Here is a 26047-nt window from a genome sequence, read left to right as displayed (position 1 = left end):
ATCTGTTATCAAAAGGAGTAAGTTTGCAATGGATTGTTCATCATTTCACATAAATTTACATTAGGAGGTTGAAAAGATGGAGTTTGATACAGTTACAATAAGTAGATTAATAACAGCTATGACTCTGATTTTTCATATTGTTTTTGCTACTTTAGGTGTAGGTGTACCATTATTTATTTCATTAGCTGAGTTTATTGGCATTAGAAAGAAAGATAAACATTATGAATTATTAGCTAAACGATGGTCCAGAGGTTTTGTTATATCTGTAGCAATAGGGGTAGTTACAGGGACTGCTATCGCTTTACAGTTATCACTTGTTTGGCCAAACTTTATGCAGCTTGCAGGTAATGTGATTGCATTGCCACTATTTATGGAGGTTTTTGCGTTTTTCTTTGAAGCGATTTTCCTCGGTATTTACCTTTATACATGGGATCGCTTTAAAAGTAAATATACACACTGGTTAATATCCTTACCCGTTATTATTGGGGCTGGTATGTCAGCGGTCTTTATAAGTACAGTTAATTCGTTTATGAATTCACCTTCAGGCTTCACCATGGAGAACGGTGAATTTTCGGCAGTCAATCCATTAGAAGCAATGTTAAACCCATCCACTCCTACAAGAGTGTTTCATGTTTTAGGTGGCTCGTACTTAACAGTTGCTGCAATCTTAGCTGCTATTGCGGCATTTGCTCTATTAAGAAAAAAGGGAGCTGCAGAATATCATAAAAAAGCATTAAAAATGACTGTAATCTCCATGTTTGTTTTTTCCGTGCTAACAGCATTAGGTGGGGATTTATCAGCAAAATACCTCGCCAAACATCAGACGGAAAAATTAGCTGCCGCAGAATGGCACTTTGAAACAGAAGGAAAGGCTGATTTAGTACTTTTTGGCTGGCTAAATGAAGATAATGAAGTCGTTGGTGCCATTCGAGTTCCAGGATTTTTAAGCTTTTTAGCACATGGAGATTTTACAAGTGAGGTAATAGGACTAGAGGCAACACCTGAAGGCGAACGACCGCCATTGATTATTCATTACTTGTTTGATTTGATGGTTATGATCGGTTTCTTCCTATTAGCAGTTTCGTTTTTGTATCTGGTATTAAGCAGATTTAAACGCTGGGATGTCCACAATAAATTTATTCTATGGCTCCTTGCTCTTGGCGGCCCACTTGCGATGTTAGCAGTTGAGTTCGGTTGGCTTTTCGCGGAGCTTGGCAGACAGCCTTGGATTTTAAGAGGCTACATGACAGTCGAAGAGGCTGCGACTAAATCACCATATATTGTGCATATGTTCTTCTTATTTTTAGCATTATATGTGGTGCTTGGCACACTATTTATTCTTACCTTAAGAAAATTGTTTAAAGATAATCCAGTGGAGCTTGATTTGGAGAAGCACTACCCTGAACTTTCAAAGGGGGCTAAAAAATGAGCTATGAAATCATAGGGATTAGCGTATTATGGTTGTTTTTATATGGTTATCTAATTGTGGCATCAATTGATTTTGGTGCAGGCTTCTTTGCTTATTTTGCAAAGGTAACAAAACGTGATCACATCATAAACAAAATTATTTCGCGATATTTATCTCCGGTTTGGGAAGTAACCAATGTATTTCTAGTATTCTTTTTTGTTGGCATTGTCGGTTTTTTTCCATCATCAGCCTACTATTATGGATCTGCATTACTTGTTCCTGCAAGCTTCGCCATTATCTTAATAGCGATTCGAGGCTCGTTTTATGCGTTTGAAAATTATGGATCAAAGCAAAGTAATGTTTACATGTTTCTATATGGTGCTACAGGGTTATTTATCCCTGCATCTCTGTCGGTTGCTTTAACGATTTCTGAGGGCGGATTTATTTCTGAACATAACGGCCAAGTATCATTAAAGTATTTGGAGTTATTTACGAGCCCATTAGCTTGGAGTATTGTTGGGTTAGCGATAGTATCCGTCCTTTTCATAAGTGCAAGCTTTCTTACTTATTATGCTTCAAGAGCACATGATAAACCGGCTCTTCAGCTAGTGAGGAAATGGGCACTGTTTTGGGCTACACCAACCATTATTATGGCATTAACAACAATGATTGCTTTAAGTCAGAGGAACCAGCAAAATTTCGAAAATATGATAGATTTATGGTGGGTTTTTGGTTTATCCATGGCGTTTTTCTTAATTGCCATTAGTCTATTATATATTGGGAAATTTTATGGGATTGCCTTTATTGCCGTAATGATGCAATTTTTCTTGGCATTTTTCGGATATGGAATGGCTAAATTTCCATATTTACTTTTCCCGCAAATAAATATTGAAGATAGTGCTACGAATCCTTCTATGGCCATTGCACTTATCGCTGCATTTATAGGAGGACTGCTTTTATTAGTTCCGTCGCTTATTCTGCTTATGCGTCTATTCTTATTTGATGCAAATTATGCCAAGGGAAAGAAGTAATGAAAATACTAGATTAAAAAGGGCTGAATTGATTATGCAAAAGCTAAAGCAGACCATATGGCTATATAAAAAAAGCATCTTTATGTTAATGGGATTAACTTTACTACTTGGCATAGCAATTATTACACAGGCTTTTGCAATGACGAGTATTGTTGACGGGGTGTTTTTGAAGGATCAATCTTTTGAGAATATTGGACCATGGCTACTACTTTTATTATTGATATTACTAATGAGGTCTGGTTCGGATTATTTAAGTAAACATATCGGAGTATCAATAGCTAGTGATGTTAAGGGAAATATTCGTCGTGAATTATTAACAAAATATACGAAAAGCTCCCTGCACATTGCCGGACAAGGGCAGACAGGGAAAAAGGTTAGCATGCTGCTTGATGGTGTTGATGAAATGGACAGCTTTTATAGCCAGTTTATTCCACAAGTGATGCAGAGTATTTTTGTGCCAATATTAATATTAATAGTAGTTTTAACACAGCATGTGAACTCTGGCCTAATATTAATCGTTTCGGCACCTTTTATTCCGATTTACATGATTATTATCGGTATTAAAACGCAAAAAAAGTCAGAAGAGAAGTTAGAAAAATTAGCTTCTTTTTCTGGCAAATTTCTTGATACATTAAAAGGGCTTGTTACGTTAAAGCTATTCGATCAAACGAATCGTCAAAAGGATGAATTAGAGAAAACAAGTTTAGGCTTTCGTGACACAACGCTTGATATTCTTAAAATTGCCTTTACACAATCCTTTGCACTTGAACTTATTTCGATGTTAAGTATCGGAATTGTTGCACTGGAACTGGCTATCCAAATGATTATTTATCAAAACTTATCCTTCTTTACTGCCTTTTTAATTCTAATTTTAGTTCCGGAGTTTTTTACTTCATTAAAAGAACTAGGATTAACCTTTCATAATGGCAGGGCAAGTATGGGAGCTACAAAAAAAGTATTGGAAGAATTTGAAGAACAAGATAGTTTGATAGTATGGGGAACCCAAGAAATACCTGAGCAGGATACTCCACCAACAGTAATGCTTGATCAGGTAGGGTATACCTATCCTGATGATGGCTTTCAATTACAGCCTGTGACTGCTACATTTCTACCAAAACAAAAAATTGCGATAGTTGGTGCAAGTGGCACAGGTAAATCTACGTTGCTTCATTTATTGGCAGGAATGATAACGCCAGACCACGGGTCAGTTAAACTCAATAATATGGAGCTCACTGCCTTTACGGAAGCTTCTTGGTTAAAGCAGATTTCATATATTTCACAACACCCTTATATTTTTTCTGGTACGATACTTGAAAATATTTCAATGGGGATGTCAGAAGCGGTTGATGAAAAGGCTGTATATGAAGCTGCAAAACTAGCAGGGCTTTTACCGCTAATTACTTCCTTAGAAAAGGGATTACAAACAAGCATAGGCGAAGCTGGCAGGGGACTTTCAAGTGGAGAGAAGCAGCGCGTATCCATTGCTCGAGCCTTTCTTAAAAAACCAAATATTGTTTTACTTGATGAGCCAACACGAGGACTTGATCTAGCTACGGAAGGTATTTTGCAGCAATCGATTGAAAAACTAAGTGAAATGGCAACCGTTATAACGGTTGCACACCGTTTGCACACCATTCAAAATGCAGATCAAATTCTTTATTTGGAAAATGGGCAATTACAAGCAATCGGTACACATGCATACTTGCTTGACAATGTACCTGCCTATCAAAAAGTTGTTACTATTCAAAAAGGGGGGGCAAAATAATGAAATCTTTGGTAAAAGTGATTAAGTTAATGTTAATCGAGAAAAAAGATATCGTGATTGCAGTTGTTTGTGGCTTCATTGCTGGTATAAGCAGTGTTGGCCTTTTTGCTGCAAGTGGTTATCTTATTTCTAAATCTGCCTTAATCCCTCCCTTTTATACATTAATTATTTTAACATCGGCTGTGAAATTGCTTGGTCTTGTGAAAGCAGGGGCAAAATATGGAGAACGTCTTTATTCCCATAGAGCAACTTTTACGATTTTAAGTAATTTACGAGTAGCATTCTTTGAAAAATTAACACCACTAGTTCCAAATGTATTCTATAAATATCGCAGTGGTGATTTATTGGCACGTGTTGTTGGGGATGTTGAGAGCCTGCAAAATTTCTTTTTGAGAGTCTTTTACCCACCAATCGTGTTATTACTAGTTTTTATTAGCACCATTCTCTTTACAAGCTTCTATTCTGTACAGATTGCAGTTATATTAATAATCGGCTTTTTATTGACTACTATTATTATTCCAGCTCTATTCACGTTAAGACAGGTGAAAATTAACGGAAAAGTTAGGCAAGAAAGAGGTCATTTATCAACATATATAACAGAAATGATGTTTGGATTTCGCGATTTAAAGCTGTTTCAACAACTGCAGAAAAAACAATATCATCTATTAAGTCAATCGGAAGCTTATGTTAATCAACAAAAGACTGAAAATATAAATAAAATTTCCAGTCAATCGATTAATGGATTTATTACCTTTGTTGTTAGCTGGTTTGTGCTAGCAATTGGTGCATATTTAGTAACTACTGGAACATTAGAAGGGGTTTTTCTAGCAATGCTGGTCATGATTTCCTTAACAGTTTTTGAGCCAGCAGCTCCGATGGCAGTCTTTCCAGTCTATATGCAGGAAAGTCAGGACGCTACACAGCGTTTATACGATGTTATAGAAGATCCTGAAATTCAAAGAAGTGGTACACAACCATCTATTCATAAGCTAGCAGATCAAGCACCGGCACTTACGTTTAAAGACATCCAATTTACTTATCAAGGAGATTGGCGCACTATCATTACGAATCTATCATTAACCATTTCAGCTAAATCCAATGTCGCAATTGTTGGTGCGAGTGGTTCGGGAAAATCAACCTTGCTCCAAATCATTTTAAAGTTAATACAGGTTCAAAAAGGAACGGTTAACTGGGATGAACATGATACAGCTAGTATTGCTGACGAGGCAATCTGGGGAAAAACAAAGGTAGTATTACAGGAGAATCATTTCTTCTACGGTACAATCCGCGAAAATCTTCAATTAGCAGGTAATGACCTTACTGATGATGTGCTGAAGGATGCCTTATATAAGGTGAATCTTGAGCATTTTTCATTAGATCAGCCTGTATTAGAGAATGCTGAAAATCTGTCTGGTGGTGAAAGACAGCGTCTAGCAATTGCAAGAGCTTTCCTTAAAAAGGGCCATCTCTGGTTATTAGATGAACCAACCTCATCATTAGATGCACTGACAGAACAAACTATTTACCAAAATCTATTTAAAGCAGCCGAACAAGATACATTAATTCTAGTCAGTCACCGCTTACAAGGATTAGACAAAATGGATACAATTATTGTAATGGATCAAGGAAATATAATAGAATCTGGCTCTTATCAAGAGCTGATGTTTAAGGAAGGCTATTTTTATCAAATGAAAATGTTGGAGGAAAGTTTGCTGTAAAGAGATATCGATGAATTTTAATAATTACTTCATAGAATTCATCAGAGGCTTCCTTAACATAGGAAGCCTTTTTTATGCAAATATCACCCAAAGTTCCTTGCAGACAAATCCATAGTATTACTTCGAGAAATTTCAGATGTCGAAATTTGCGTTTTTTTTATGAGAAGCACTTCATAATTCCTTCTACCTAGACGATAGTAGTCATATAGTAATCTATTATAAAGAAATTAGGGGGAAATATGAAATTCAAACATCGTAAGAAAAGTATTGCAGCATCGCTTATTTCATTTGTTGTTCCTATTATCATCATTGCGTTAGTTGTTATTTCGTCAATTGGCTATACCTTTTCAAAACAAATCATCAAGCGACAACTTGATTATGCAATGAATACAAAAATAGAAGAAACTGCGCAAGGTATTACTACCATTTTGGAAAAGGAAAATGGTTTAGCCAACAGTTTGGCAAAAACAGTTGAAGTTAATTCTGATTTATTAAAGGATAAAGATTATAATGGTTTATTGCAAAATTACATTCCTATGTATAATGAAACTTTTGGGATGGGAATTTGGTTCGAGCCAAACGCAGTTAAAGGTAAAAAACAGTACGCGCCATATGCCTATAAGGATGGAGATAAGGTTACTGCTGATGATTCCTATACTACAGGTGACCTAGATATTTGGACAACAGAGTGGTATAAAGTTGGGTCTCAAGCAAACGGAGGATGGACAAAGGCATATGCTGATCCATCTACAAATGTTTCGATGGTAACAACTGCTTATCCATTTAAGAATCAAAATGGGAATTTAATGGGTGTCGTTACAGTGGATGTTGATATTAGCAGCATTCAGAAGTTAATTACGGAAGCAAACATTGATTACGACGGGAAAGCCATGTTGGTACAGAGTGATGGGGTTCTTCTTGGCGGTGTAGATGAAAACCGTTTAACAAAGGAAAGCATTCTGGATGATAAAAACTCTTCCTTGGTTACTGCTTCTAAATATATGCTAGCAAATAAGACAGGGAAAACAGAATATACTGCAGATAATGAAAAGTATTTTTACTACTTTTCAACTATTCCTAATACGGACTGGAAGATAGGAATAAGTGTAAGTGAAAGCAAGCTATTTGATAGCCTAAATGACTTGCTGAGAATTTTTGTTCTTTCTGGACTTGTTTCGATTGTTTTGGTTACAATAGCGATTGTTATTTATTCAAACCGGATGGGGAAAACAGCGAAGAAATATAGTAATATAGCAGAAGTTGTGGCAGATGGCGGTTTAGTGAACGAATTTGCAGAGAAAGATCTGACAAGAAAAGATGAGCTTGGAGATATCGGAAGATCACTGTTTAATATGCAAAATAACTTAACAGATGTTATTAATAACTTCCAGACAAATGCTTTAAGTATTGATGATCATGCTCAAAACCTATCTTCGTTTTCTCAACAAATGAGTGCCACTTCGGAGAACGTTGCAACAGCGATTACAACTGTCGCGGAAGGCGCAACAGAGCAGCATCATAAAATCAAAAGTGTAAACTCTGGGCTAAATCAATTTGGCACAAGCTTAGATATGATGACACAATCAATTAATGACGTCGATTCTTCAACTAATTCTATTTTGAGTATGGCAAATGAAAGCAGTCAAGAAATGAATATGATGATGAGGGCTTTCGAGTCATTGAATACAACATTTATGGAATTGATAGAAAGAGTCAAATCTGTTGAATTAAACATCCGCAATGTTAATGAGATGACAGAGATTATTAACTCAATTGCGGAACAAACGAATCTGTTAGCATTAAATGCAGCAATTGAAGCAGCAAGGGTTGGTGATTCTGGTAAAGGTTTCGCTGTTGTTGCGAATGAGATAAGAAACTTGGCAGAAAAAAGCAGAGAGTCTTCTGATAAGATTGATTCCATTATTAATGGTGTTTCTAAAGATACTACGCAAATGGTTGAATCAGCAGAGGATGTTAACAAAGAACTTCTATCTCAAAGAGGACAGTTAGATACAACTATTCATTCTTTTGAAGAAATAATAAATGCTGTAGAAGATATTTCACCAAAAATTAAAGAAATTAAAGATTCTTCGCTAAAAATCCAACAAGAAAAAACGGCAATTATGGAAGAATTGGATCATACAGGAGCTATAGCAGAAGATGTAGCTGCCTCAGCAGAGGAGATTTCAGCATCTGCTGAGGAAATGTCTGCTTCCATCCAAGAAGTCAGTGCATCAGCTGTCAGCTTAGGTGAGATGACCTATGAAATGAAATCTAAAATTAACTTCTTTAAATTAAAGAAAAAAGAAGACTAGTATATTCTTTTGAAAGAGGCACGGATTTTATGTCCGCGCCTCTTTATTATTAAAGGCTCTAGTGACTTATTATATTAATACCTGTTAACAAATCATTTATAACAGGATTAGTAATAGTGATTGGGTATGAAAGCTAGTGCATTTGCGTTTATCTCAAGAAATAAAAATATGTCAACGATTACAATTTAATGATTTTTTTGTGATGAAATCTAGTAATTGGATAAAACCTGTTACAATATGGAGGTTATCAGGAAAGGAAGTGAAGAGAGTGAAAAAGTATATTTGTATGCTGCTAACATGCTTAATTATCAGTTCTAGTTTAGTTGTAGGTACTGGGATGTTAACACCATCTGTTGCTGAAGCAGCAAGCTCGGTAACATACACGGTAACGGCAGATACATTGAACGTAAGAAGCGGTTCAAGTACAAAGTCTAAAGTGATTGGTTCTGTTAAAAAGGGAACAAAGCTGTCAGTTCAAAAGAAGGAATCTAATGGCTGGTATAAGATTACATTCAAAGGAAAAACAGGCTATGTCAGCGGATCATATGTGAAAGCGACTACATCTGCGCCAAAGACTACATACACGGTGACGGCAGATACTCTGAACGTAAGAAGCGGTTCAAGTACAAAGTCTAAAGTGATTGGTTCTGTTAAAAAGGGAACAAAGCTGTCAGTTCAAAAGAAGGAATCTAATGGCTGGTATAAAATCGATTTTAAAGGAAAAACGGGCTATGTCAGCGGTACATATGTAAAAGCAACTTCATCATCTAATAGTTCTTCGAAGCAATCGATTGTCGATACTGTTAATAATATGAAGACGCTTGGGAATGCCCAACAGCTGATTTTAGTTACATCAGCGAATTCTTCATCAAAAACAGCTACAATCCGAACATTTGAGAAATCAAAGGGTAAGTGGAAGCAAGTCAATTCTATGACAGGTGTGCTTGGCAAAAAGGGGATGACTGACAAAATGTCAGAAGGCTCACAAGCATCGCCGACAGGAAAATATACGATTGGTACTGCGTTTGGCAGAGGTGCAAATCCAGGTACTAAATTACCATACCGTAAAATTACGAATGATGATGTATGGGTAGATGATCCAGCTTCTTCCTTATATAATACATGGCAAAAGGCTTCTAAAAACAATGGACGCTGGAAAAGTGCGGAAAAAATGAATATACCTGAGTACGATTTAGGGTTTGTTATTAATTACAATACGAAAAACCCGGTTGCGGGCAAAGGTAGTGCGATATTCTTCCATGTGGCAGGGAAATACGGCTATACTGCCGGCTGTACGGCCACGTCAAAATCAAATGTTACGACTGTTTTAAAATGGCTGAACCCAGACAAAAACCCTGTTATTATCCAGACACCAGACTCTGGTTTAGGGAAATACTAATTAAAGCAAGAACCTCACTCCTCTGAGTGGGGTTCTTTTTTAATAATAATAATGTGTGTTCGAAATACATAATAAAAGGTGTGCAAAGAATGCCCTTTGCACACCAATAAGGATTAATGGATATCTTTCTTTTTGAAATTACCGCCCTTAACTTCTGCTACATCGTAAACTGTAACAAAGGCGCCTTTATCAATTTCATAGATGATTTCTTTCATTTTGCTTTCTTCCAGCCTGTTAATGACACATGTTATTTCTTTAAATTGTTCGCTAGAATATGCTCCTTGCACAAGGCTGTATGTAGCACTTCTGCCAAGTCTGTCACGGATTGTCTCTACCATCAATTCTGGTTCACTTGTGATGATTTTAAAGGTTTTCGATCCACTTAAACCTTCTTCGACGATATGGATAACCTTTGAGGCGATAAAGTAGGCGATACCAGAGAGGATTGCTCCTTGGAGACCAAATACAAAGGAAACTATTACAAACACAAATACATTCAAGAATAATATAAGATCACTCGTACCAAAAGGCAGTTTTCGGGATAATAGGACGGCTAACATATCGATTCCATCAAGTGCTCCACCATTGCGGAGTGCAAGACCCATACCAAAACCGATTATAATACCGCCGACAACGGTAATAAGCAATGTATCTCCATGAATAATTGTATTAATATGATGCATTAGTACTGTACCTGCAGCTAATGAGGCTATACCGATTACCGAAAATATTGCAAAACTTTTACCGATTTGTTTATAGCCAAGAAATACAAAAGGCAAATTTAAAATTGCAATTAAAATACCTAGTGGAAGATTTGTTACTTCGGAGATAACGATGCTTATCCCCGTAACTCCTCCGTCAGATACATTGTTTGGAATTAATACTGCTTCAAGCCCGTAAGCTGTTATGAAGCCGCCAATAATTACTAACAAAATACGCGATAGAAACCTAACATTATTGGGCTTTTTTTTTGTCATCACACTCATTTCTCTTTCCTCGTTTCTATATACTCTTTTTAAAACCACTTTTAATACTACCATAACTAGCAATTGTTTTCACAATGAACAGTGTTAAGACATAATTTACACTGTTTTTTTTTTTTTACATGAACTTTCCCATAAATGGAAAGTATATATAAAAAGGTTCTCTCTTCTTAATCATTCATTTTAGTGATGATTCTCTTCCTATATTATTATCTGAAAGGGCTGTGTTTGATGCACGTTGCCATCACACTTCTTACTATTTTAGCCTCTCTTAAGTGGGGAGATTGGAAAAACTGGCGGAAATATCATGCCAGCATGTTTTTTATTTCAACTGGTGGCCTACTTTACGAGTATATTGTTAAGGAGGATACATTGTGGAAGTTTCATCCTGATTTCTTTTATGGTCATGACATGGTTGTCATTATTTATGCACTTATAACAATGCCCATCAGTGTTTTTTTGTTTCTTTCACATTTTCCTTCTAGTTGGTCTAAAAGGATTCCATATATAGTAATATGGTCAGTTGTATACATAATAGTTGAGTTGATCCTTTATATTACTGGGAGAATATCCTATCAAAACGGCTGGAAATTTGAGTATTCCTTTATATTTGACCTTGCCATGTTTTCTGTTATTGCGTTGCACCAGCAAAAACCGGGAAGAGCCTATCTTTTATCCATTATTATTATCACTTTACTCATTCATTTGTTTAATATCCCTTTTAAAATTTTAGGATGATGCCTAATAGAAATGGTATAATTAGTAAAAACAAATGAGGTGTTGATATTGGAAAAAATAATAATGAACAATGGTGACAGTAGTAAATTAATGCATTATTTCCTGCAATTATTATCGCATCTAACTGGTAAAAGAATAGGACGGATAGAAGAATTAAAGAATGAGCTTGCTGAAAGGCATGCTGTTCAGGATGATAAGCAAAAATGGTAATATCATTACGTTAATGCATTATTTAAATAGTTAGAAATGACCAAAACCTCAAACGAATAAATGTTTGAGGTTTTGGTCATTTTTATTTATCAGAAAAAGGATCGCCGATTAATGCTTTCAGTTCATCATTATTATGAAGGAAATCAGCTAAAGTATAGCTGTTTAAAACAGACAAAAATGCCATCAGTGCTTCATTTAATGCGTGCTTAAGCTTGCAGGATGGGGTAAGTATGCAATAATTCTTGCCTTCACTAAAACAGTTGACAATATGAAAATCCTCTTCTGTTGCTAAAACTACTTTTCCGATATTGATTTCAGTGGGGTTCATAGCGAGCTTTATACCGCCATTACGTCCTCTGATTGTTTCTATATAACCAAGCTTTCCAAGGTGATGAATTATTTTCATCAAGTGGTTTTTAGAAATATTATATGTATCGGCAATTTCTTTAATAGTACTTAATTGACCGGTCTTTTTTAATCCTAAATATACTAATACGCGTAAAGAATAATCCGTATAATTTGTTAATCTCATTAGAAAACCTCCATTGAAGCTATCTTTATTATAGCACCTAACTGTTTTAGATGTAATTGTGACAAATTTATGAAAGATGTATTTAATATATATCTTTTGTTAATAAGTTAAGTATAATAGAAACATGTAAAACAAATACATGTTTAAATTATGGGGGACGTAATCATGTTAAATGAAAAAACAATCGAAATTATTAAGAGTACTGTACCTGTACTAGAAGTACATGGAACAGCGATAACAACTCACTTTTACAAAACACTTTTTACTAATCATCCGGAGTTATTGAATATTTTCAATCATGCTAACCAAAGAGAAGGGAAGCAGCAAACAGCTCTAGCTAATACTGTTTATGCAGCAGCTCTTCATATTGATAAATTAGGTGCGATTATTCCAGTTGTTAAACAAATTGCTCAAAAACATCGTGCATTAGGTGTATTGCCAGAGCACTATCCAATTGTTGGTGAAACATTACTTAAGTCAATTAAGGAAGTATTAGGGGATGCGGCAACGGATGAAATTATCGGTGCATGGGCTGAAGCTTATGGCGTCATTGCAGATGCATTTATCGGAATCGAACAGGATATGTACCAAGAAGCAAAAGAGCAGACTGGCGGATGGGAAGGCTTCAGAAACTTTGTCGTTTCAAAAAAAGTGGCAGAAAGCGACAGTATAACTTCCTTCTATTTAGAGCCGGAAGATGGAAAGGCAATTGCTTCATTCTTACCAGGACAATATTTGACAGTCAGAGTTCACCCAGAGGGAGAAGAGTATTCTCATATACGCCATTACAGCTTATCTGATGCTGCAGGCAAATCATACTATCGAATAAGCGTTAAAAGAGAAGAACATGGGGTAGTTTCTAATTATTTGCACCAAGATGTGCAAACAGGTTCAATTTTAGAAATAAGTGCACCTGCTGGAGAATTTGTTCTTAATCAAAAAGAAACGCCAGTTGTTTTGATTAGCGGGGGTGTTGGTATTACCCCAATGATCAGCATGCTCAACACAATTGTTAAGGAACAGCCAGAGAGAGAAGTATTGTTTATTCATGGTGCTTTAAACAGCTCTGTGCATGGATTGAAGGTGGAACTGCAAGCGTTAGCTGAAAAGCACGCAAATATAAGAAGTTATGTGGCATACTCCGAACCAACGCAACAAGATATAGAAGAAAAGGCATTTGATAAGGAAGGGTTTATGGATTTAGAATGGCTGCAGTCTATAGTTGCAAGCAAGGATGCAGATTTCTATTTCTGCGGACCAACTGCATTTATGAAAATGATAAACTCTCATTTGAAAGAATTAGAAGTACCAGGTGACAATATTCATTTTGAATTTTTTGGCCCGGCAGGCAGTTTGGAATAGAAGGTATGAAAAGAAGCGGGCGGGCAATCGCCCGCTTCTGATCGTTTACAAACTCATATTCAGGTATTACAGGGGTTCACTTTCCACGGGGCGAGCTGCATCTCCGTTAACACCTGCACGGTGTTACCTGTCTCGCTAATCCCGTAGGAGTCTCATCCCTTTTGCTCCAATCACTATCCTTTTTTTAAGTTGGAAAATTTAATACCTGAAATCAGGGCGCCTCTTCATCCAAATCTAGGAACTACCTTATTTTCAATTACATATATTTTTGCCATTTGCTAATTCTGCAAATACCTCTGAATACTGTCCACCTATTACGGCAGATAGAATTTGTAGCCATAAAATTTAAAGGGCATGAAGTTAAATATACGAGAGCGAGTAAAGATTATAAAAAATCCAAAGCCAACTGGATAGATGAATACACTTTAGATAAGAGTATGTTGCTTGGAAAGTTCATCCACCTTTAACAATTATGATGCAACCGTCAGTTATTAAAAGCTGGCTTTAGAGCAGCAGCGTTTATAAAAGATACAATAAAGAAGTAGGGATTGTTTGAAGATCCTAAAACAATTTTAGAGCAGGAAAGAGAAATTCAGGAATATAAAAGTGCGGCAGGTAAATTCACTAAGAAAATGACCGAGCTTCTTTTAAGTGAAGGTCTTGATAACTTATTTGAACATATAGCGGAATCTTCAGAAAAGCCTATTTGGTCCCTATAGGATTTGATAAAGATGAAGTAATTGTTTGGAAAAAAGAAGGCAATGATGGGTTGAAACGAGTTGCTGGCAGAGCCCGTGAACAATTTTATCCATTTAATTCGAATATAGATAAAGAGGAAAATGATGAAGACCGAATATTGATTATTGATTCTTATCATAAAGAAAGTGCAGGTCTTATCGAACAATACAATATTATAAAAATACATATTTAAGGGAGGGCGTAAAGTAGCATGCGTCTTTTTGCAATGTCTAAATTTTCTCTTGTCAAAAGAGTGCTTTTATCATTGGATTTTATAGTGTAAAATTAAAAATCTATCAAAAAAACACCCTACAAACCTTGATGGGACAAGGTTTGCGAAAAAAACGTCTGTTTTTTTAAAAAAACTTTCGAAAAAGTGTTGACGTTAAGTCCTAAAGGGTTATATAATACTACTTGTCGCTGATACAACAAACGAAACAAACGCTGAATCAGCAAAGGGAAAATTAAAGTAAAGGCCCATTGGTCAAGCGGTTAAGACACCGCCCTTTCACGGCGGTAACACGGGTTCGAATCCCGTATGGGTCACCAATATATCGGAGGATTAGCTCAGCTGGGAGAGCATCTGCCTTACAAGCAGAGGGTCGGCGGTTCGATCCCGTCATCCTCCACCATATATGCCGATGTAGCTCAATTGGTAGAGCAACTGACTTGTAATCAGTAGGTTGGGGGTTCAAGTCCTCTCGTCGGCACCATCTTTCTAAAAGATGAGTCATTAGCTCAGTTGGTAGAGCATCTGACTTTTAATCAGAGGGTCGCAGGTTCGAATCCTGCATGACTCACCATAATGCGGGTGTGGCGGAATTGGCAGACGCACTAGACTTAGGATCTAGCGCCGCAAGGCGTGGGGGTTCGACTCCCTTCACCCGCACCATTTAAAATTTAATACGCGGAAGTAGTTCAGTGGTAGAACATCACCTTGCCAAGGTGGGGGTCGCGGGTTCGAACCCCGTCTTCCGCTCCAGAATTACTACTAAAGATAAAAATGCGCCCGTAGCTCAATTGGATAGAGCGTCTGACTACGGATCAGAAGGTTATGGGTTCGACTCCTTTCGGGCGCGCCATATGAACGGGAAGTAGCTCAGCTTGGTAGAGCACTTGGTTTGGGACCAAGGGGTCGCAGGTTCGAATCCTGTCTTCCCGACCATTAATCCCTTTAAACAATTGGGGCCTTAGCTCAGCTGGGAGAGCGCCTGCCTTGCACGCAGGAGGTCAGCGGTTCGATCCCGCTAGGCTCCACCAATTAATTCAATTAACTATATTAAAATAATGGCGGCGTAGCTCAGCTGGCTAGAGCGTACGGTTCATACCCGTGAGGTCGGGGGTTCGATCCCCTCTGCCGCTACCATATTATTTTAAACATGTCTGGACCTTTAGCTCAGTTGGTTAGAGCAGACGGCTCATAACCGTCCGGTCGTAGGTTCGAGTCCTACAAGGTCCACCATAGGAATGCGTTTCGAGGAGGAATACCCAAGTCCGGCTGAAGGGATCGGTCTTGAAAACCGACAGGCGGGTCAAACCGCGCAGGGGTTCGAATCCCCTTTCCTCCTCCATATAACTCAATATGAATATTATTATCGCGGGGTGGAGCAGTCTGGTAGCTCGTCGGGCTCATAACCCGAAGGTCGCAGGTTCAAATCCTGTCCCCGCAATCTGGTCCGGTAGTTCAGCTGGTTAGAATGCCTGCCTGTCACGCAGGAGGTCGCGGGTTCGAGTCCCGTCCGGACCGCCATTTTTCACAAAAAAAATAGCAGCATGTTTCATTTTATGTCGGAGGGGTAGCGAAGTGGCTAAACGCGGCGGACTGTAAATCCGCTCCTTCGGGTTCGGCGGTTCGAATCCGTCCCCCTCCACCATTATAATTTATAACCTTGGCGGTTGTGGCGAAGTGGTTAACGCATCGGATTGTGGCTCCGACATTCGTGGGTTCGATTCCCATCAGTCGCCCCATATTTTTTCATTGGGCTATAGCCAAGCGGTAAGGCAACGGACTTTGACTCCGTCACTCGTTGGTTCGAATCCAGCTAGCCCAGTCATAGAGGGAATACTGGTAATAATCATAATCCCTCTCTAAATAATGCGGGTGTAGTTTAATGGTAAAACCTCAGCCTTCCAAGCTGATGTCGTGAGTTCGATTCTCATCACCCGCTCCAAAATAATATGGGCCTATAGCTCAGCTGGTTAGAGCGCACGCCTGATAAGCGTGAGGTCGATGGTTCGAGTCCATTTAGGCCCACCATATTATTGTTCCGCAGTAGCTCAGTGGTAGAGCACTCGGCTGTTAACCGAGCGGTCGTAGGTTCGAATCCTACCTGCGGAGCCATAATTACTTAAGTAATACATAATTTTAAAAAAATCATGCGCCTTTAGCTCAGCAGGATAGAGCATACGCCTTCTAAGCGTACGGTCAGAGGTTCGAATCCTCTAAGGCGCGTACTTAAATAAGCCCTCTCTTTTATTATATAAAGGAGAGGGCTTATTTTTTTATTTTAATATAATATTATCGACGGTACGGGGAAATGTATTCGTTGCCTTTAATTTAATCGAAAGTAGCAGCAAAACTTCATTTAAAATCCGAATAACTTAAGAGTGACTGTATGACTACAACGGAAACTTAATTGCCATCAAAGTCCCTTTCAGCAACATAAACAAAATGATTTAGACTAGTTATTTATTTTCCTCTTTTTATTGCAAAAGCTAATAAAATACAAGAATTCAGGTGAAAAAAGAAGCTAGCATTAACTTATGCTATTAAATTTAGCTTAATTGGTTCAATATGGTTAAATTTGAATGAAAATCGAATTTTAACTATCTTTACATGCATTAACTTAAAGGAGTATGATTGCTAACATAATATTGCTTCTTATATCGCTGAATCTATTTTAGAGCGGGGGACCCATCCGCGGTATTTATACCGCACGGGGTGAATCCTTCTTAGTAAGGTAGGGCTACTCTTTTGGCCCGAATCCGACAGCTAACCTCGTAAGCGTGAAGAGAGAGGATGTGTAACTGGTGATCGAAAAAATCAACTCGACCACGGGGTAATCCTCCGCGGTCTTTTTCTGTTAACTAAAATACAAAATATCTTATATCGCTGAATCCACTGGAGCGGGGGACCCATTTAATATGTGAGAATCCTCACTGGGGTGAATCCTTTTACAAGGTAGGGCTACTTCTTGGCCCGAATCCGACAGCTAACTTCGTAAGCGTTAAGACAGAAGGTATTACCTTGGAATTTTCCCCCTTGTGTAATACAGGGGGTTTTTTGTGTAAAAATACTGGTAAATTTTAACAAATAAAGGAGAAATGTATGGAAGACTTGCTTATGCTATTTATCATCGGAATAAGTATAACCTCGATGTATGGACTGATTAAATGGTCTGATAGGAAAACAGCTGGAGAAGGGCAGGAGGAACAAAAATGATGCTGTTTATCTGGGTTCTTGCATTTGGAGTGGTAAGTTATTTGCTTTATGCCTTATTAAACCCTGAGAAATTTTAAGCTGACTGGAGGGAAATTAAATTGTTTTTGACAATATTATCTATCATTCTCACATTGCTGCTCATAGTTGGACTGGTAATACCGTTGGGAAACTATATGGCAGTCGTTTTCAGTGACAATAAAACTAAGCTAGATAAGCTATTCTATCCGATTGAAAGGTGGATATATAAGCTTGGGGGGATAAGGAACAATAACCAAAGTTGGAAGCAGTATGCGTTCTCAATGCTTGCGGCAAATGCCTTTATGATTCTGTTAGTCTATTTGATCTTTCGAATTCAGGGCCATCTGCCGTTAAATCCAGGGCATATTGCGGGAATGAGCCCAGATCTAGCCTTTAATACGGCAATCAGCTTTATGACAAACACGAATTTACAGCATTATAGCGGTGAGTCTGGACTTTCGTTGCTGTCCCAGTTGATAGCCATTGTTTACATGATGTTTGTCGCACCGGCTACTGCGCTGGCTGTTGCGATTGCGTTCATAAAGGGACTCGCTGGAAAAAAAATCGGCAACTTCTTTATTGATTTTACAAAAAGCATTACAAGAATCTTGCTGCCTATTGCTTTTGTGACTAGTTTTCTCTTCATTGCACTTGGTGTTCCGCAAACATTGGAAACAACGATGGAAGCAACTACGCTAGAAGGGGATGTGCAAGTAATTGCAACAGGACCGATTGGATCCTTTCTTTCCATTAAGGAGCTTGGAAACAACGGTGGTGGCTTTGTTGGTGTTAATTCTGCTCACCCATTCGAAAATCCAAATGCAATCAGTAATATCCTGCAGATTATCTTAATGTTTTTATTGCCAGCATCCATTCCAATTACTTACGGAAAGCTAGTTGGAAATAAAAAACAAGGAAAAGTACTATTAATTTCAATGGCGATGATTTTTCTTGTGTTCCTCAGCACTTCTTTGTATCAAGAATATCAGGGGAACCCAGCGATCACAGCACTTGGCATATCTGCTGACAACGGCAGTATGGAAGGAAAGGAAGTCAGATTAGGAATTGCGCAGTCTGTTTTATATGCGATAACAACAACTGCAACTGAGACAGGTGCTGTTAATACGATGCATGATACATTAACGCCGATATCTGGCATGCTGTCGCTTGCCAATATGCTGTTAAATACAGTGTTTGGCGGTGTCGGCTCTGGGTTTATCAATATTATGATGTATGTATTAATCGCTGTATTTATTTCCGGGCTGATGGTAGGCAGAACACCTGAATTTCTCGGCAAAAAAATCGAAGGTAAAGAAATGAAGCTGATTGCGATAACAATGTTGATTTCACCGTGTCTTATATTATTGGGAAGTGCGCTTGCGTTATTTACTCCATTAGGGAGTGATGGGATATCTAATTCAGGCTTTCACGGATTGACACAAGTACTGTACGAATTTACTTCGTCTGTTAATAATAATGGCTCAGGCTTTGAAGGGCTCGGTGATGCAACGCCATTTTGGAATATTTCAACAGGAATTGCGATGTTTATTGGCAGATACTTCCCCCTTATCACAATGCTTGGAGTCGCTGGAAGTCTTGCAGCAAAAAATATAGTACCAGAAACAGCAGGAACATTTAAAACAGACACATCTCTTTTCGGAGGGTTATTTATCGGAACAGTGTTCATTGTTGGAGCGTTGACGTTTTTCCCAGTATTAGTTTTAGGGCCAATTGCAGAATTTTTAACATGGTGATGGAGGGTAGCTATGAATACTCAGGAGGAACGGCAAAGTCAGAAAGGAAGTACGTTAATGAATAATGATATTATCATTCAGGCGGTGAAGGATTCATTTATTAAGCTGAATCCAACATTAATGGTGAAGAATCCAATTATGTTTATTGTAGAATTAGGCTTTATTCTCACAGTAGTTTTAGCGATTTTTCCTGACGTAATCGTCGCTAATGGAACGGATCGGGGCTTTAATATTGCTGTGTCTATCATTCTATTGTTTACTATTTTGTTTGCAAACTTTGCAGAGGCGATTGCAGAAGGACGCGGAAAGGCCCAAGCAAGCACGCTTAAACAATCGAAAACAGATATGTTCGCAAACCTAATAAACGAGGGCCGCATTAGTCATGTACCGTCCTCTCAGCTGAAAAAAGGTGATATTGTCTTAGTTAAGCAGGGAGAAACGATACCAGGTGACGGCGAAGTAATTCAAGGATTGGCATCTGTCGATGAATCTGCAATCACAGGTGAATCAGCACCTGTTTTAAAGGAAGCTGGCGGCGATTTTAATTCTGTAACTGGCGGAACAATTGTTGTCAGTGATGAGATAAAGGTGAAAATAACAAGCAATCCAGGTGAATCCTTTTTGGATAGAATGATTTCGTTAGTAGAAGGAGCAAAGCGGCAAAAAACACCGAATGAAATTGCTTTGAATACTGTTTTGATTAGCTTAACACTTATTTTTCTGTTTGTTGTCATCACACTGCCGTTCTTTACAAGCTATCTTGGCTTTCAACTTTCAGTGCCAGTATTAATTGCTCTCCTTGTCTGTTTAATTCCGACAACAATTGGCGGACTCCTTTCTGCCATTGGGATCGCAGGGATGGATCGGGTGACTAAATTCAATGTCTTGGCGATGTCGGGTAAAGCAGTTGAGGCTGCTGGTGATATTAATACGATTATTTTAGATAAAACAGGTACGATAACATTTGGGAATCGGATGGCAAGTGAATTTATCAAGACAGGCGAGATTGATAAAGATAACTTTTATAAATGGGTTGCAGCAAGCTCATTAAAGGATGAAACACCTGAAGGCAGATCTGTTTTGGAGCTATTAAAAAAAGAGACCTATCACTATGATGATACACTGGCAGCTGGAGCGGAGATAGTTGAATTCAAAGCGGAAACAAGAATGAGTGGATTGAATTTGCAGGATGGAAGGTTTGTTAGAAAAGGGGCAGTAGATGCCATTAAGCAATGGGTTTTGTCTAAGGGAGGTATAGTACCTGCTGATTTGAATAATAAAGCAAAGATAATTGCACAAGCAGGTGGAACTCCTTTAGCTGTAGCAATTGACAGCCAAATAGTTGGGCTCATTTATTTAAAGGATACGGTGAAACCAGGCATGAGAGAAAGATTTGAAGAGCTGCGGAGAATGGGCATAAAATCAATCATGTGCACTGGCGACAATCCTTTGACAGCAGCTACAATTGCAAAGGAAGCAGGGGTTGATGAGTTTATTGCTGAATGTAAGCCAGAGGATAAAATTGCAGTTATTAAACAGGAGCAAGCAAAAGGAAAATTGGTTGCAATGACAGGTGATGGTACCAATGATGCGCCAGCTTTAGCACAGGCTGATGTTGGATTGGCCATGAATAGTGGTACAACAGCAGCAAAAGAGGCTGCCAATATGGTTGATTTAGATTCTAATCCAACTAAACTCATTGAAGTAGTTAGCATTGGGAAACAGCTGCTTATGACAAGGGGAGCTTTAACAACCTTTAGCATTGCTAATGATATTGCCAAGTATTTTGCCATAGTGCCTGCCATGTTTATGGTGGCAATACCAGAGGTCAGCAGATTGAATATTATGGAGCTGCACTCACCGGTGTCGGCGATCTTGTCTGCATTAATTTTTAATGCGGTTATCATCCCGCTGCTCATTCCGCTGGCAATGAAGGGAATAGCTTATAAGCCAATGAGCTCTGATGCATTATTAAAGAAAAACCTGTTTTTATACGGTGCTGGAGGAGTTATCGTTCCGTTCATTGGCATTAAAGTAATTGACCTGCTTATAGCGACTGTATTATAGACTTTATTTGACTAAGGGAAGGGATGAAAATATGTTTGCAACCGTTGCAAGAACCAGCCTGCTGTTTATGCTTATTTGTGGATTGCTTTACCCGTTAGCTGTTACAGGTATTGCCTCTATTTTACTGCCACAGCAGGCTGATGGCAGTCTCATATATGGGGAGAATGGTGAAGTAATTGGCTCTAAGCTAATTGGTCAGTCATTTACTGATGAACGTTTATTTCATGGAAGAATCTCAAGCATTAATTACGATGCTTCAAGCTCTGGCACCAATAACTATGCTCCAACAAATGCAGAGATGATTGAGCGGACGAAGTTATCAATAGCAGAATGGCAGCAGGAAAATCCAAATCAATCATTGCAGGATTTGCCAATTGACCTTATCACAAACTCTGGTTCAGGGCTTGATCCACATATTACTCCAGAGGCAGCAAGGGCACAGATAACAAGAATCTCCACCAATACGAGTATATCAAAGCAGGAATTGTTGGAATTGATTGAGAGCCAAACAGAGAAAAAGGATTGGGGGCTGTTTGGGGAGCAAAAGGTAAATGTTCTGCAATTGAACATAGAATTAATGAAATTAATTTCCTAATATAAATTTGGTTTCCCGCTTGTACCTAAGCGGGAAACTTATAAATGACGGAGTTGAAATGCGTGTGAATATGGAACAACATCCATTTGCCAACAGGAGAACGCCTGAAGAAATCCTAGCAGAAATTAATAAGCAAAGCAGGGGGAAATTAAAGCTGTATATTGGCGCAGCACCCGGTGTCGGAAAGACATATAGAATGCTGCAGGATGCTAATGAATTGCATAATGAAGGAAAGGATATTGTCATTGGGCTGATTGAAACACATAACAGAATGGAAACAGGCAATCAGATTGGAAAGCTAGAAAGAATTCCGCTACTTGAAATAACGTATAAAAACAAGAAGTTTTTTGAAGTAAATGTGCCGGCAATCTTAGCAAGAAGGCCTGAAATAGTCATTATTGATGAGCTTGCCCATTCGAATATTTATGGATCAGTTAATCCGAAAAGATACATGGATGTTGAAGAAATAGTAGCTGCAGGGATTGACGTCTACACAGCTGTTAATATACAGCATTTAGAAAGTGTGCATGATATTGTTGAGAATTTCACTGGAGTAAAAGTAAAGGAAAGACTGCCAGACCTTTTTCTTGATAAAGCAGACGAAATTCAGCTTATTGATATCACTCCCATTGAATTGAGAAAGCGGCTGAAGGAAGGCAAGATATATGCAAACCATAAAATTAAGCAAAGCTTAAGTAATTTTTTTTCAGAAGCAAATCTTTATGCATTAAGAGAATTAGCGTTAAGAGAAGTAGCCGATGATGTCGATGAAAAAATTGAAGAAAATAATGCTCATCTTTATCAAGGGCCGATAGGACTTCATGAAAAGATATTAGTGTGCGTGCAGTACAGTGAAACAGCGGAGAAGCTGATAAGAAGAGGCTGGCGCATGGCTAACCGGCTTAAGGCAAAGCTGTATGTGCTCCATGTTACAGATGCTGATGTGCTGGAAATGCCGCAGTGGAAAAGAGAAAAGATCAAAGTCTGGGAAGAATTATCATTACAGTTTCATGCACAGTTTATTCTTCAGAAAAAAGAAAAGAAAAAGCCTGCCCAAATAATTGTTGAAACAGCCAAAAGTTACTTTATCACGCAAATATTATTAGGGCAATCAGCAAGAACAAGATGGGAGGAAATTAAAAGAGGCTCCATCGTTAATGATATTATGAGACAAACAACTAATATTGATATTCATATTGTGGCAGACAGTAAGCCAATCAGAAAGGAAAATAAACGATAATGAACGTAGCATTTTTTCTCATTCCAAAACACGAGGTTGCTTTCGTATTTCAACATTGGACAATGAGGCAGGTAATGGAAAAGATGGAATATCACCGCTACAGTGCCGTGCCAATCTTAAACAAGGAGGGACGCTACTTAGGCACTATAACGGAAGGTGACTTACTGTGGAAGATGAAGAATACTGGTAATCTTGATTTCCAACATACCAATGTGGTCAGCCTTCAAGACGTGCCGCTTCATTCTAAGTATGAAGCCATTTCCGTCAACAGTGAGATAGAAGAAATCGTTAGTACCCTGCTTGAACAAAACTTTGTCCCAGTTGTAGATGATTCAGGCGTGTTTATCGGAATTATTAGACGGAGAGAAGTGATTCAGTGGCTGTCAGAGCAAAACGGAAATGCGATGATACAAGAAGCTGATTAGGATGTCTAATCAGCTTCTTGTTACTTATCTTCCTTATTCTGTGGTAAACACCTGATTAATCCTTTCAATGGCCCAATCCAATTCTTCCACAGTTATAATCAGCGGCGGCGCAAACCGAATTACAGTATCGTGTGTTTCTTTGCAAAGTAAGCCAAGATTCTTTAACTTCTCACAATATGGCCGCGCTTCCACATGTAATTCCATGCCGATAAATAAGCCTCTGCCACGAAGTTCTTTAATTGCTGGGTGTTTGATTTCTTGCAGTTTGGCAAGGAAATAAGCGCCAAGCTCATGGGACCGTTCTGCAAGCTTTTCATCCTTAATGACTTTTAATGATGCAATGGAGACGGCACATGCAAGGGGGTTTCCGCCAAATGTGGATCCGTGTGATCCTGGATTGAATACACCGAGAATATCCTTGTTTGCGACAACACAAGAAATAGGAAATACGCCACCGCCAAGTGCTTTACCTAATATAAGCATGTCTGGCTCAATGTCTTCCCACTCATAGGCAAACATTTTTCCTGTTCTGCCAAGGCCAACTTGAATTTCATCAGCGATAAAAAGAACGTTATGCTGTTTGCATAGCTCAAATGCTGCTTTAATAAAGCCGGACGGCGGGAGGATTATACCTGCTTCCCCTTGAATCGGCTCGATTAAAAATGCCGCAGTATTTGGGGTAATCGCTCGTTCAAGACTGTCTAAATCTCCGTATGGAATAAGTGTAAAGCCAGGAAGCAATGGACCAAACCCACGCTGGTATTCAGTTTCAGTCGATAACGAAACGGCGGCCATCGTGCGGCCGTGAAAATTTCCTGTACATGCAATAATTTCTGCTGAATTAGCTTTGACGCCTTTCACATCATAGGCCCATCGCCTTGCCGCTTTAATAGCCGTTTCAACAGCCTCTGCACCAGTATTCATAGGCAGTGCCATATTCTTATTTGTTAAAGTACTAAGCTGTTCATACCATGGACCGAGCTGACTATGGTGGAACGCTCGAGAGGTTAGTGTCACTTTATCAGCCTGATTTTTTAAAGCCGCAATAATTTTCGGATGCCGATGTCCTTGGTTAACGGCAGAATAGGCACTAAGCATATCCATATATTTAGTGCCTTCTGGGTCCTCCACCCAAACCCCTTCCGCTTTTTCAATTACTATTGGCAGGGGATGATAATTGTTAGCTCCGTATTTCTCCGTTTGCCTTATAATCCTTTCTGACATAGACATAAGGATTCCTCCATTCATTAGGTGGTTTCTCAAACGTGTGTATATATCGTATGGTGTGTTGTTAAAGATAAAATAATTTAGTTATTTTTCCGCAATGTGGAAAGCATATCTACAATTTGGAAATCACTTTTATTGTCAAATAATTTCAGTATTAAGTCAATGGGTTATAATGCTTGTTACAGGTAATTTTTTAATAATTCTCAACATTTTAAAAATTATATTGCACAATGTTTACCTGTCTGCTACATTGATGGTGTGAAAAGGTTTTTTATGTCAAAAACAGAATGAAGGTCATTATGGTACAGTCTATCGATAGAGCATTAAGCATTATCAAGTTAATGGCGTCTGATAAAGGAGAATGGTGGTCCATTTCAGAAATCGCTGAAAGCTTGAGTCTTCCAGTAAGTACGGTCCATCGCTTATTAAATACACTCATCCAACATCGCCTCGTACTGCAAAGCCAACATACGAAGCAATATAAACTCGGAAGCTTATGGATGGAGATTGGCTTGAGGGAGCTTGAGAAAGCTGATTATAGAACGAAAGCACGAGAAGTTATGGAAGTACTAGCACTTCAAGTAGAGGAAAGTATCTATTTCAATATTCCAGACGGGAAGGAAGCTATCATAATCGAACGAGTGGACAGTCCAACAAATGTGCGAATTATTGACAAAATCGGCTTGCGAATTCCCCTTCACATCGGAGCGCCCAATAAGACCATTCTAGCTAATATGCCAGAAGAGACAATCGAGGCAAATGTGATGGAGCTGCTGCCAAAATCTAAAGAAAAACGAAGAGAATTATTTGACCATTTAACTCTTATTAAAGAACAAGGCTATGCTACTAGCTTCAGTGAAAGAACAGATGGCACAATATCTGTTGCAGCACCTGTCTTTAATTTTAATCATGATATTGTCGGGGCAATCAGTATTGGTGTCGTCCAATATCGTGTTAGTGAAGAACGTTTATCCTATTTGATTCATTGTATAAAGAAAGCGGCAGACGAAATTTCAACAGCAATAGGCAGAACCACATAATTTGCGGGTTCTGTCCATTTTTATATAGTGAATGGAAAGT

At 38.4% G+C, this 26047-nt stretch carries 21 protein-coding genes, 21 tRNA genes and 2 riboswitches; of the genes, 39 read left to right on the top strand and 3 right to left on the bottom strand.

Annotation, left to right across the window (positions count from 1 at the left end; all coding sequences use genetic code 11):
- The first annotated feature begins 76 nt into the window (after window positions 1–76).
- From CEQ21_RS06290 to CEQ21_RS06265, 6 genes are all read left to right on the top strand, one after another.
- Window positions 77–1429, top strand: a complete 1353-nt coding sequence (locus CEQ21_RS06290; RefSeq protein ID WP_185763731.1) for a cytochrome ubiquinol oxidase subunit I — start codon at window positions 77–79, stop codon at window positions 1427–1429.
- Complete coding sequence (locus CEQ21_RS06285) at window positions 1426–2439, top strand: cytochrome d ubiquinol oxidase subunit II (RefSeq protein WP_185763730.1); 1014 nt, start codon at window positions 1426–1428, stop codon at window positions 2437–2439. Before CEQ21_RS06290 ends, CEQ21_RS06285 begins: the two co-directional genes overlap by 4 nt.
- Window positions 2420–4204: a thiol reductant ABC exporter subunit CydD gene (gene cydD, locus CEQ21_RS06280; RefSeq protein ID WP_328593461.1), complete on the top strand. Its 1785-nt coding sequence runs from the start codon at window positions 2420–2422 to the stop codon at window positions 4202–4204. Before CEQ21_RS06285 ends, cydD begins: the two co-directional genes overlap by 20 nt.
- Complete coding sequence (cydC, locus tag CEQ21_RS06275) at window positions 4204–5922, top strand: thiol reductant ABC exporter subunit CydC (RefSeq protein WP_185763729.1); 1719 nt, start codon at window positions 4204–4206, stop codon at window positions 5920–5922. The genes cydD and cydC overlap by 1 nt, the downstream gene beginning before the upstream one ends.
- A 239-nt stretch (window positions 5923–6161) precedes the next feature.
- Entirely contained in the window at window positions 6162–8237 is a 2076-nt protein-coding gene (locus tag CEQ21_RS06270; protein WP_185763728.1) for a methyl-accepting chemotaxis protein, read from the top strand.
- Window positions 8238–8505: 268 nt separating this feature from the next.
- Window positions 8506–9636 (top strand): SH3 domain-containing protein, encoded by a 1131-nt coding sequence (locus CEQ21_RS06265; RefSeq protein WP_235907183.1) that lies wholly within the window; start codon window positions 8506–8508, stop codon window positions 9634–9636.
- A gap of 113 nt (window positions 9637–9749) precedes the next feature.
- Here the strand turns inward: CEQ21_RS06265 and CEQ21_RS06260 are convergent, their stop codons facing one another.
- On the bottom strand, window positions 9750–10622 hold the full coding sequence (locus CEQ21_RS06260) for a YitT family protein (protein ID WP_185763727.1): 873 nt from the start codon (window positions 10620–10622) through the stop codon (window positions 9750–9752).
- Between the two features lie 228 nt (window positions 10623–10850).
- Between CEQ21_RS06260 and CEQ21_RS06255 the strand changes: the two genes are divergently transcribed.
- Window positions 10851–11357, top strand: a complete 507-nt coding sequence (locus CEQ21_RS06255) for a CBO0543 family protein (RefSeq protein ID WP_185763726.1) — start codon at window positions 10851–10853, stop codon at window positions 11355–11357.
- 48 nt (window positions 11358–11405) lie between these two features.
- Window positions 11406–11567: a hypothetical protein gene (locus CEQ21_RS06250; RefSeq protein WP_185763725.1), complete on the top strand. Its 162-nt coding sequence runs from the start codon at window positions 11406–11408 to the stop codon at window positions 11565–11567.
- Between the two features lie 82 nt (window positions 11568–11649).
- Here the strand turns inward: CEQ21_RS06250 and CEQ21_RS06245 are convergent, their stop codons facing one another.
- Window positions 11650–12099 (bottom strand): Rrf2 family transcriptional regulator, encoded by a 450-nt coding sequence (locus CEQ21_RS06245; protein ID WP_185763724.1) that lies wholly within the window; start codon window positions 12097–12099, stop codon window positions 11650–11652.
- 165 nt (window positions 12100–12264) lie between these two features.
- Here CEQ21_RS06245 and hmpA point away from each other — a divergent pair, with 165 nt between their 5' ends.
- From hmpA to CEQ21_RS06095, 30 genes are all read left to right on the top strand, one after another.
- A complete protein-coding gene (hmpA, locus tag CEQ21_RS06240) occupies window positions 12265–13461 on the top strand; it encodes an NO-inducible flavohemoprotein (protein ID WP_185763723.1) in 1197 nt (398 codons plus the stop codon).
- Window positions 13462–14009: 548 nt separating this feature from the next.
- A complete protein-coding gene (locus CEQ21_RS06235; protein WP_185763722.1) occupies window positions 14010–14180 on the top strand; it encodes a hypothetical protein in 171 nt (56 codons plus the stop codon).
- Window positions 14168–14392, top strand: a complete 225-nt coding sequence (locus CEQ21_RS06230; protein ID WP_185763721.1) for a hypothetical protein — start codon at window positions 14168–14170, stop codon at window positions 14390–14392. The genes CEQ21_RS06235 and CEQ21_RS06230 overlap by 13 nt, the downstream gene beginning before the upstream one ends.
- Before the next feature lie 281 nt (window positions 14393–14673).
- A tRNA-Glu gene (locus CEQ21_RS06225) sits at window positions 14674–14748 on the top strand.
- Between the two features lie 7 nt (window positions 14749–14755).
- A tRNA-Val gene (locus CEQ21_RS06220) sits at window positions 14756–14831 on the top strand.
- Between the two features lie 5 nt (window positions 14832–14836).
- Window positions 14837–14912: transfer RNA gene (locus CEQ21_RS06215), tRNA-Thr, on the top strand.
- Window positions 14913–14926: 14 nt separating this feature from the next.
- Window positions 14927–15002, top strand: a tRNA-Lys gene (locus tag CEQ21_RS06210).
- Window positions 15003–15006: 4 nt separating this feature from the next.
- Window positions 15007–15091, top strand: a tRNA-Leu gene (locus tag CEQ21_RS06205).
- A 15-nt stretch (window positions 15092–15106) separates the two neighbouring features.
- A tRNA-Gly gene (locus tag CEQ21_RS06200) sits at window positions 15107–15181 on the top strand.
- A 23-nt stretch (window positions 15182–15204) separates the two neighbouring features.
- A tRNA-Arg gene (locus CEQ21_RS06195) sits at window positions 15205–15281 on the top strand.
- A 6-nt stretch (window positions 15282–15287) separates the two neighbouring features.
- Window positions 15288–15364 (top strand) — tRNA-Pro (locus CEQ21_RS06190).
- A gap of 19 nt (window positions 15365–15383) precedes the next feature.
- Window positions 15384–15459, top strand: a tRNA-Ala gene (locus CEQ21_RS06185).
- A gap of 29 nt (window positions 15460–15488) precedes the next feature.
- Window positions 15489–15565 (top strand) — tRNA-Met (locus tag CEQ21_RS06180).
- A gap of 19 nt (window positions 15566–15584) precedes the next feature.
- Window positions 15585–15661: transfer RNA gene (locus CEQ21_RS06175), tRNA-Ile, on the top strand.
- 16 nt (window positions 15662–15677) lie between these two features.
- Window positions 15678–15770, top strand: a tRNA-Ser gene (locus tag CEQ21_RS06170).
- Between the two features lie 25 nt (window positions 15771–15795).
- Window positions 15796–15869 (top strand) — tRNA-Met (locus CEQ21_RS06165).
- 3 nt (window positions 15870–15872) lie between these two features.
- A tRNA-Asp gene (locus CEQ21_RS06160) sits at window positions 15873–15949 on the top strand.
- Window positions 15950–15989: 40 nt separating this feature from the next.
- Window positions 15990–16073: transfer RNA gene (locus CEQ21_RS06155), tRNA-Tyr, on the top strand.
- Between the two features lie 18 nt (window positions 16074–16091).
- Window positions 16092–16167: transfer RNA gene (locus tag CEQ21_RS06150), tRNA-His, on the top strand.
- Between the two features lie 11 nt (window positions 16168–16178).
- Window positions 16179–16250: transfer RNA gene (locus CEQ21_RS06145), tRNA-Gln, on the top strand.
- Window positions 16251–16296: 46 nt separating this feature from the next.
- Window positions 16297–16370, top strand: a tRNA-Gly gene (locus tag CEQ21_RS06140).
- A 9-nt stretch (window positions 16371–16379) separates the two neighbouring features.
- Window positions 16380–16456, top strand: a tRNA-Ile gene (locus tag CEQ21_RS06135).
- Window positions 16457–16465: 9 nt separating this feature from the next.
- Window positions 16466–16540 (top strand) — tRNA-Asn (locus CEQ21_RS06130).
- 37 nt (window positions 16541–16577) lie between these two features.
- Window positions 16578–16651: transfer RNA gene (locus tag CEQ21_RS06125), tRNA-Arg, on the top strand.
- Between the two features lie 425 nt (window positions 16652–17076).
- Window positions 17077–17222: riboswitch (cyclic di-AMP (ydaO/yuaA leader) on the top strand.
- Between the two features lie 77 nt (window positions 17223–17299).
- A riboswitch (cyclic di-AMP (ydaO/yuaA leader) is annotated at window positions 17300–17440 on the top strand.
- 197 nt (window positions 17441–17637) lie between these two features.
- Window positions 17638–17718, top strand: a complete 81-nt coding sequence (kdpF, locus tag CEQ21_RS27460) for a K(+)-transporting ATPase subunit F (RefSeq protein ID WP_185764115.1) — start codon at window positions 17638–17640, stop codon at window positions 17716–17718.
- Between the two features lie 27 nt (window positions 17719–17745).
- Window positions 17746–19413, top strand: a complete 1668-nt coding sequence (kdpA, locus tag CEQ21_RS06115; RefSeq protein WP_185764114.1) for a potassium-transporting ATPase subunit KdpA — start codon at window positions 17746–17748, stop codon at window positions 19411–19413.
- Between the two features lie 12 nt (window positions 19414–19425).
- Entirely contained in the window at window positions 19426–21480 is a 2055-nt protein-coding gene (gene kdpB, locus CEQ21_RS06110) for a potassium-transporting ATPase subunit KdpB (RefSeq protein WP_185763720.1), read from the top strand.
- A 31-nt stretch (window positions 21481–21511) separates the two neighbouring features.
- Entirely contained in the window at window positions 21512–22075 is a 564-nt protein-coding gene (gene kdpC, locus CEQ21_RS06105; protein WP_185763719.1) for a potassium-transporting ATPase subunit KdpC, read from the top strand.
- Window positions 22076–22145: 70 nt separating this feature from the next.
- Window positions 22146–23315 (top strand): KdpD-like non-kinase potassium sensor, encoded by a 1170-nt coding sequence (gene kdpDN, locus CEQ21_RS06100; RefSeq protein WP_185764113.1) that lies wholly within the window; start codon window positions 22146–22148, stop codon window positions 23313–23315.
- A complete protein-coding gene (locus CEQ21_RS06095; RefSeq protein WP_185763718.1) occupies window positions 23315–23740 on the top strand; it encodes a CBS domain-containing protein in 426 nt (141 codons plus the stop codon). The genes kdpDN and CEQ21_RS06095 overlap by 1 nt, the downstream gene beginning before the upstream one ends.
- A 33-nt stretch (window positions 23741–23773) precedes the next feature.
- Here CEQ21_RS06095 and CEQ21_RS06090 read toward each other — a convergent pair whose 3' ends face one another.
- Complete coding sequence (locus tag CEQ21_RS06090) at window positions 23774–24970, bottom strand: ornithine--oxo-acid transaminase (protein ID WP_185763717.1); 1197 nt, start codon at window positions 24968–24970, stop codon at window positions 23774–23776.
- Window positions 24971–25266: 296 nt separating this feature from the next.
- Between CEQ21_RS06090 and CEQ21_RS06085 the strand changes: the two genes are divergently transcribed.
- Complete coding sequence (locus tag CEQ21_RS06085) at window positions 25267–26007, top strand: IclR family transcriptional regulator (RefSeq protein ID WP_185763716.1); 741 nt, start codon at window positions 25267–25269, stop codon at window positions 26005–26007.
- The last annotated feature ends 40 nt before the right edge of the window (window positions 26008–26047 follow it).

Origin of the sequence: Niallia circulans (assembly GCF_007273535.1) — a bacterium.
In the GTDB taxonomy this organism is placed as follows: Bacteria; Bacillota; Bacilli; order Bacillales; family Cytobacillaceae; genus Niallia; species Niallia circulans_B.
The sequence above is the reverse complement of the archived record's forward strand: the minus strand, read 5'-3'. Positions and strand labels throughout refer to the sequence as shown.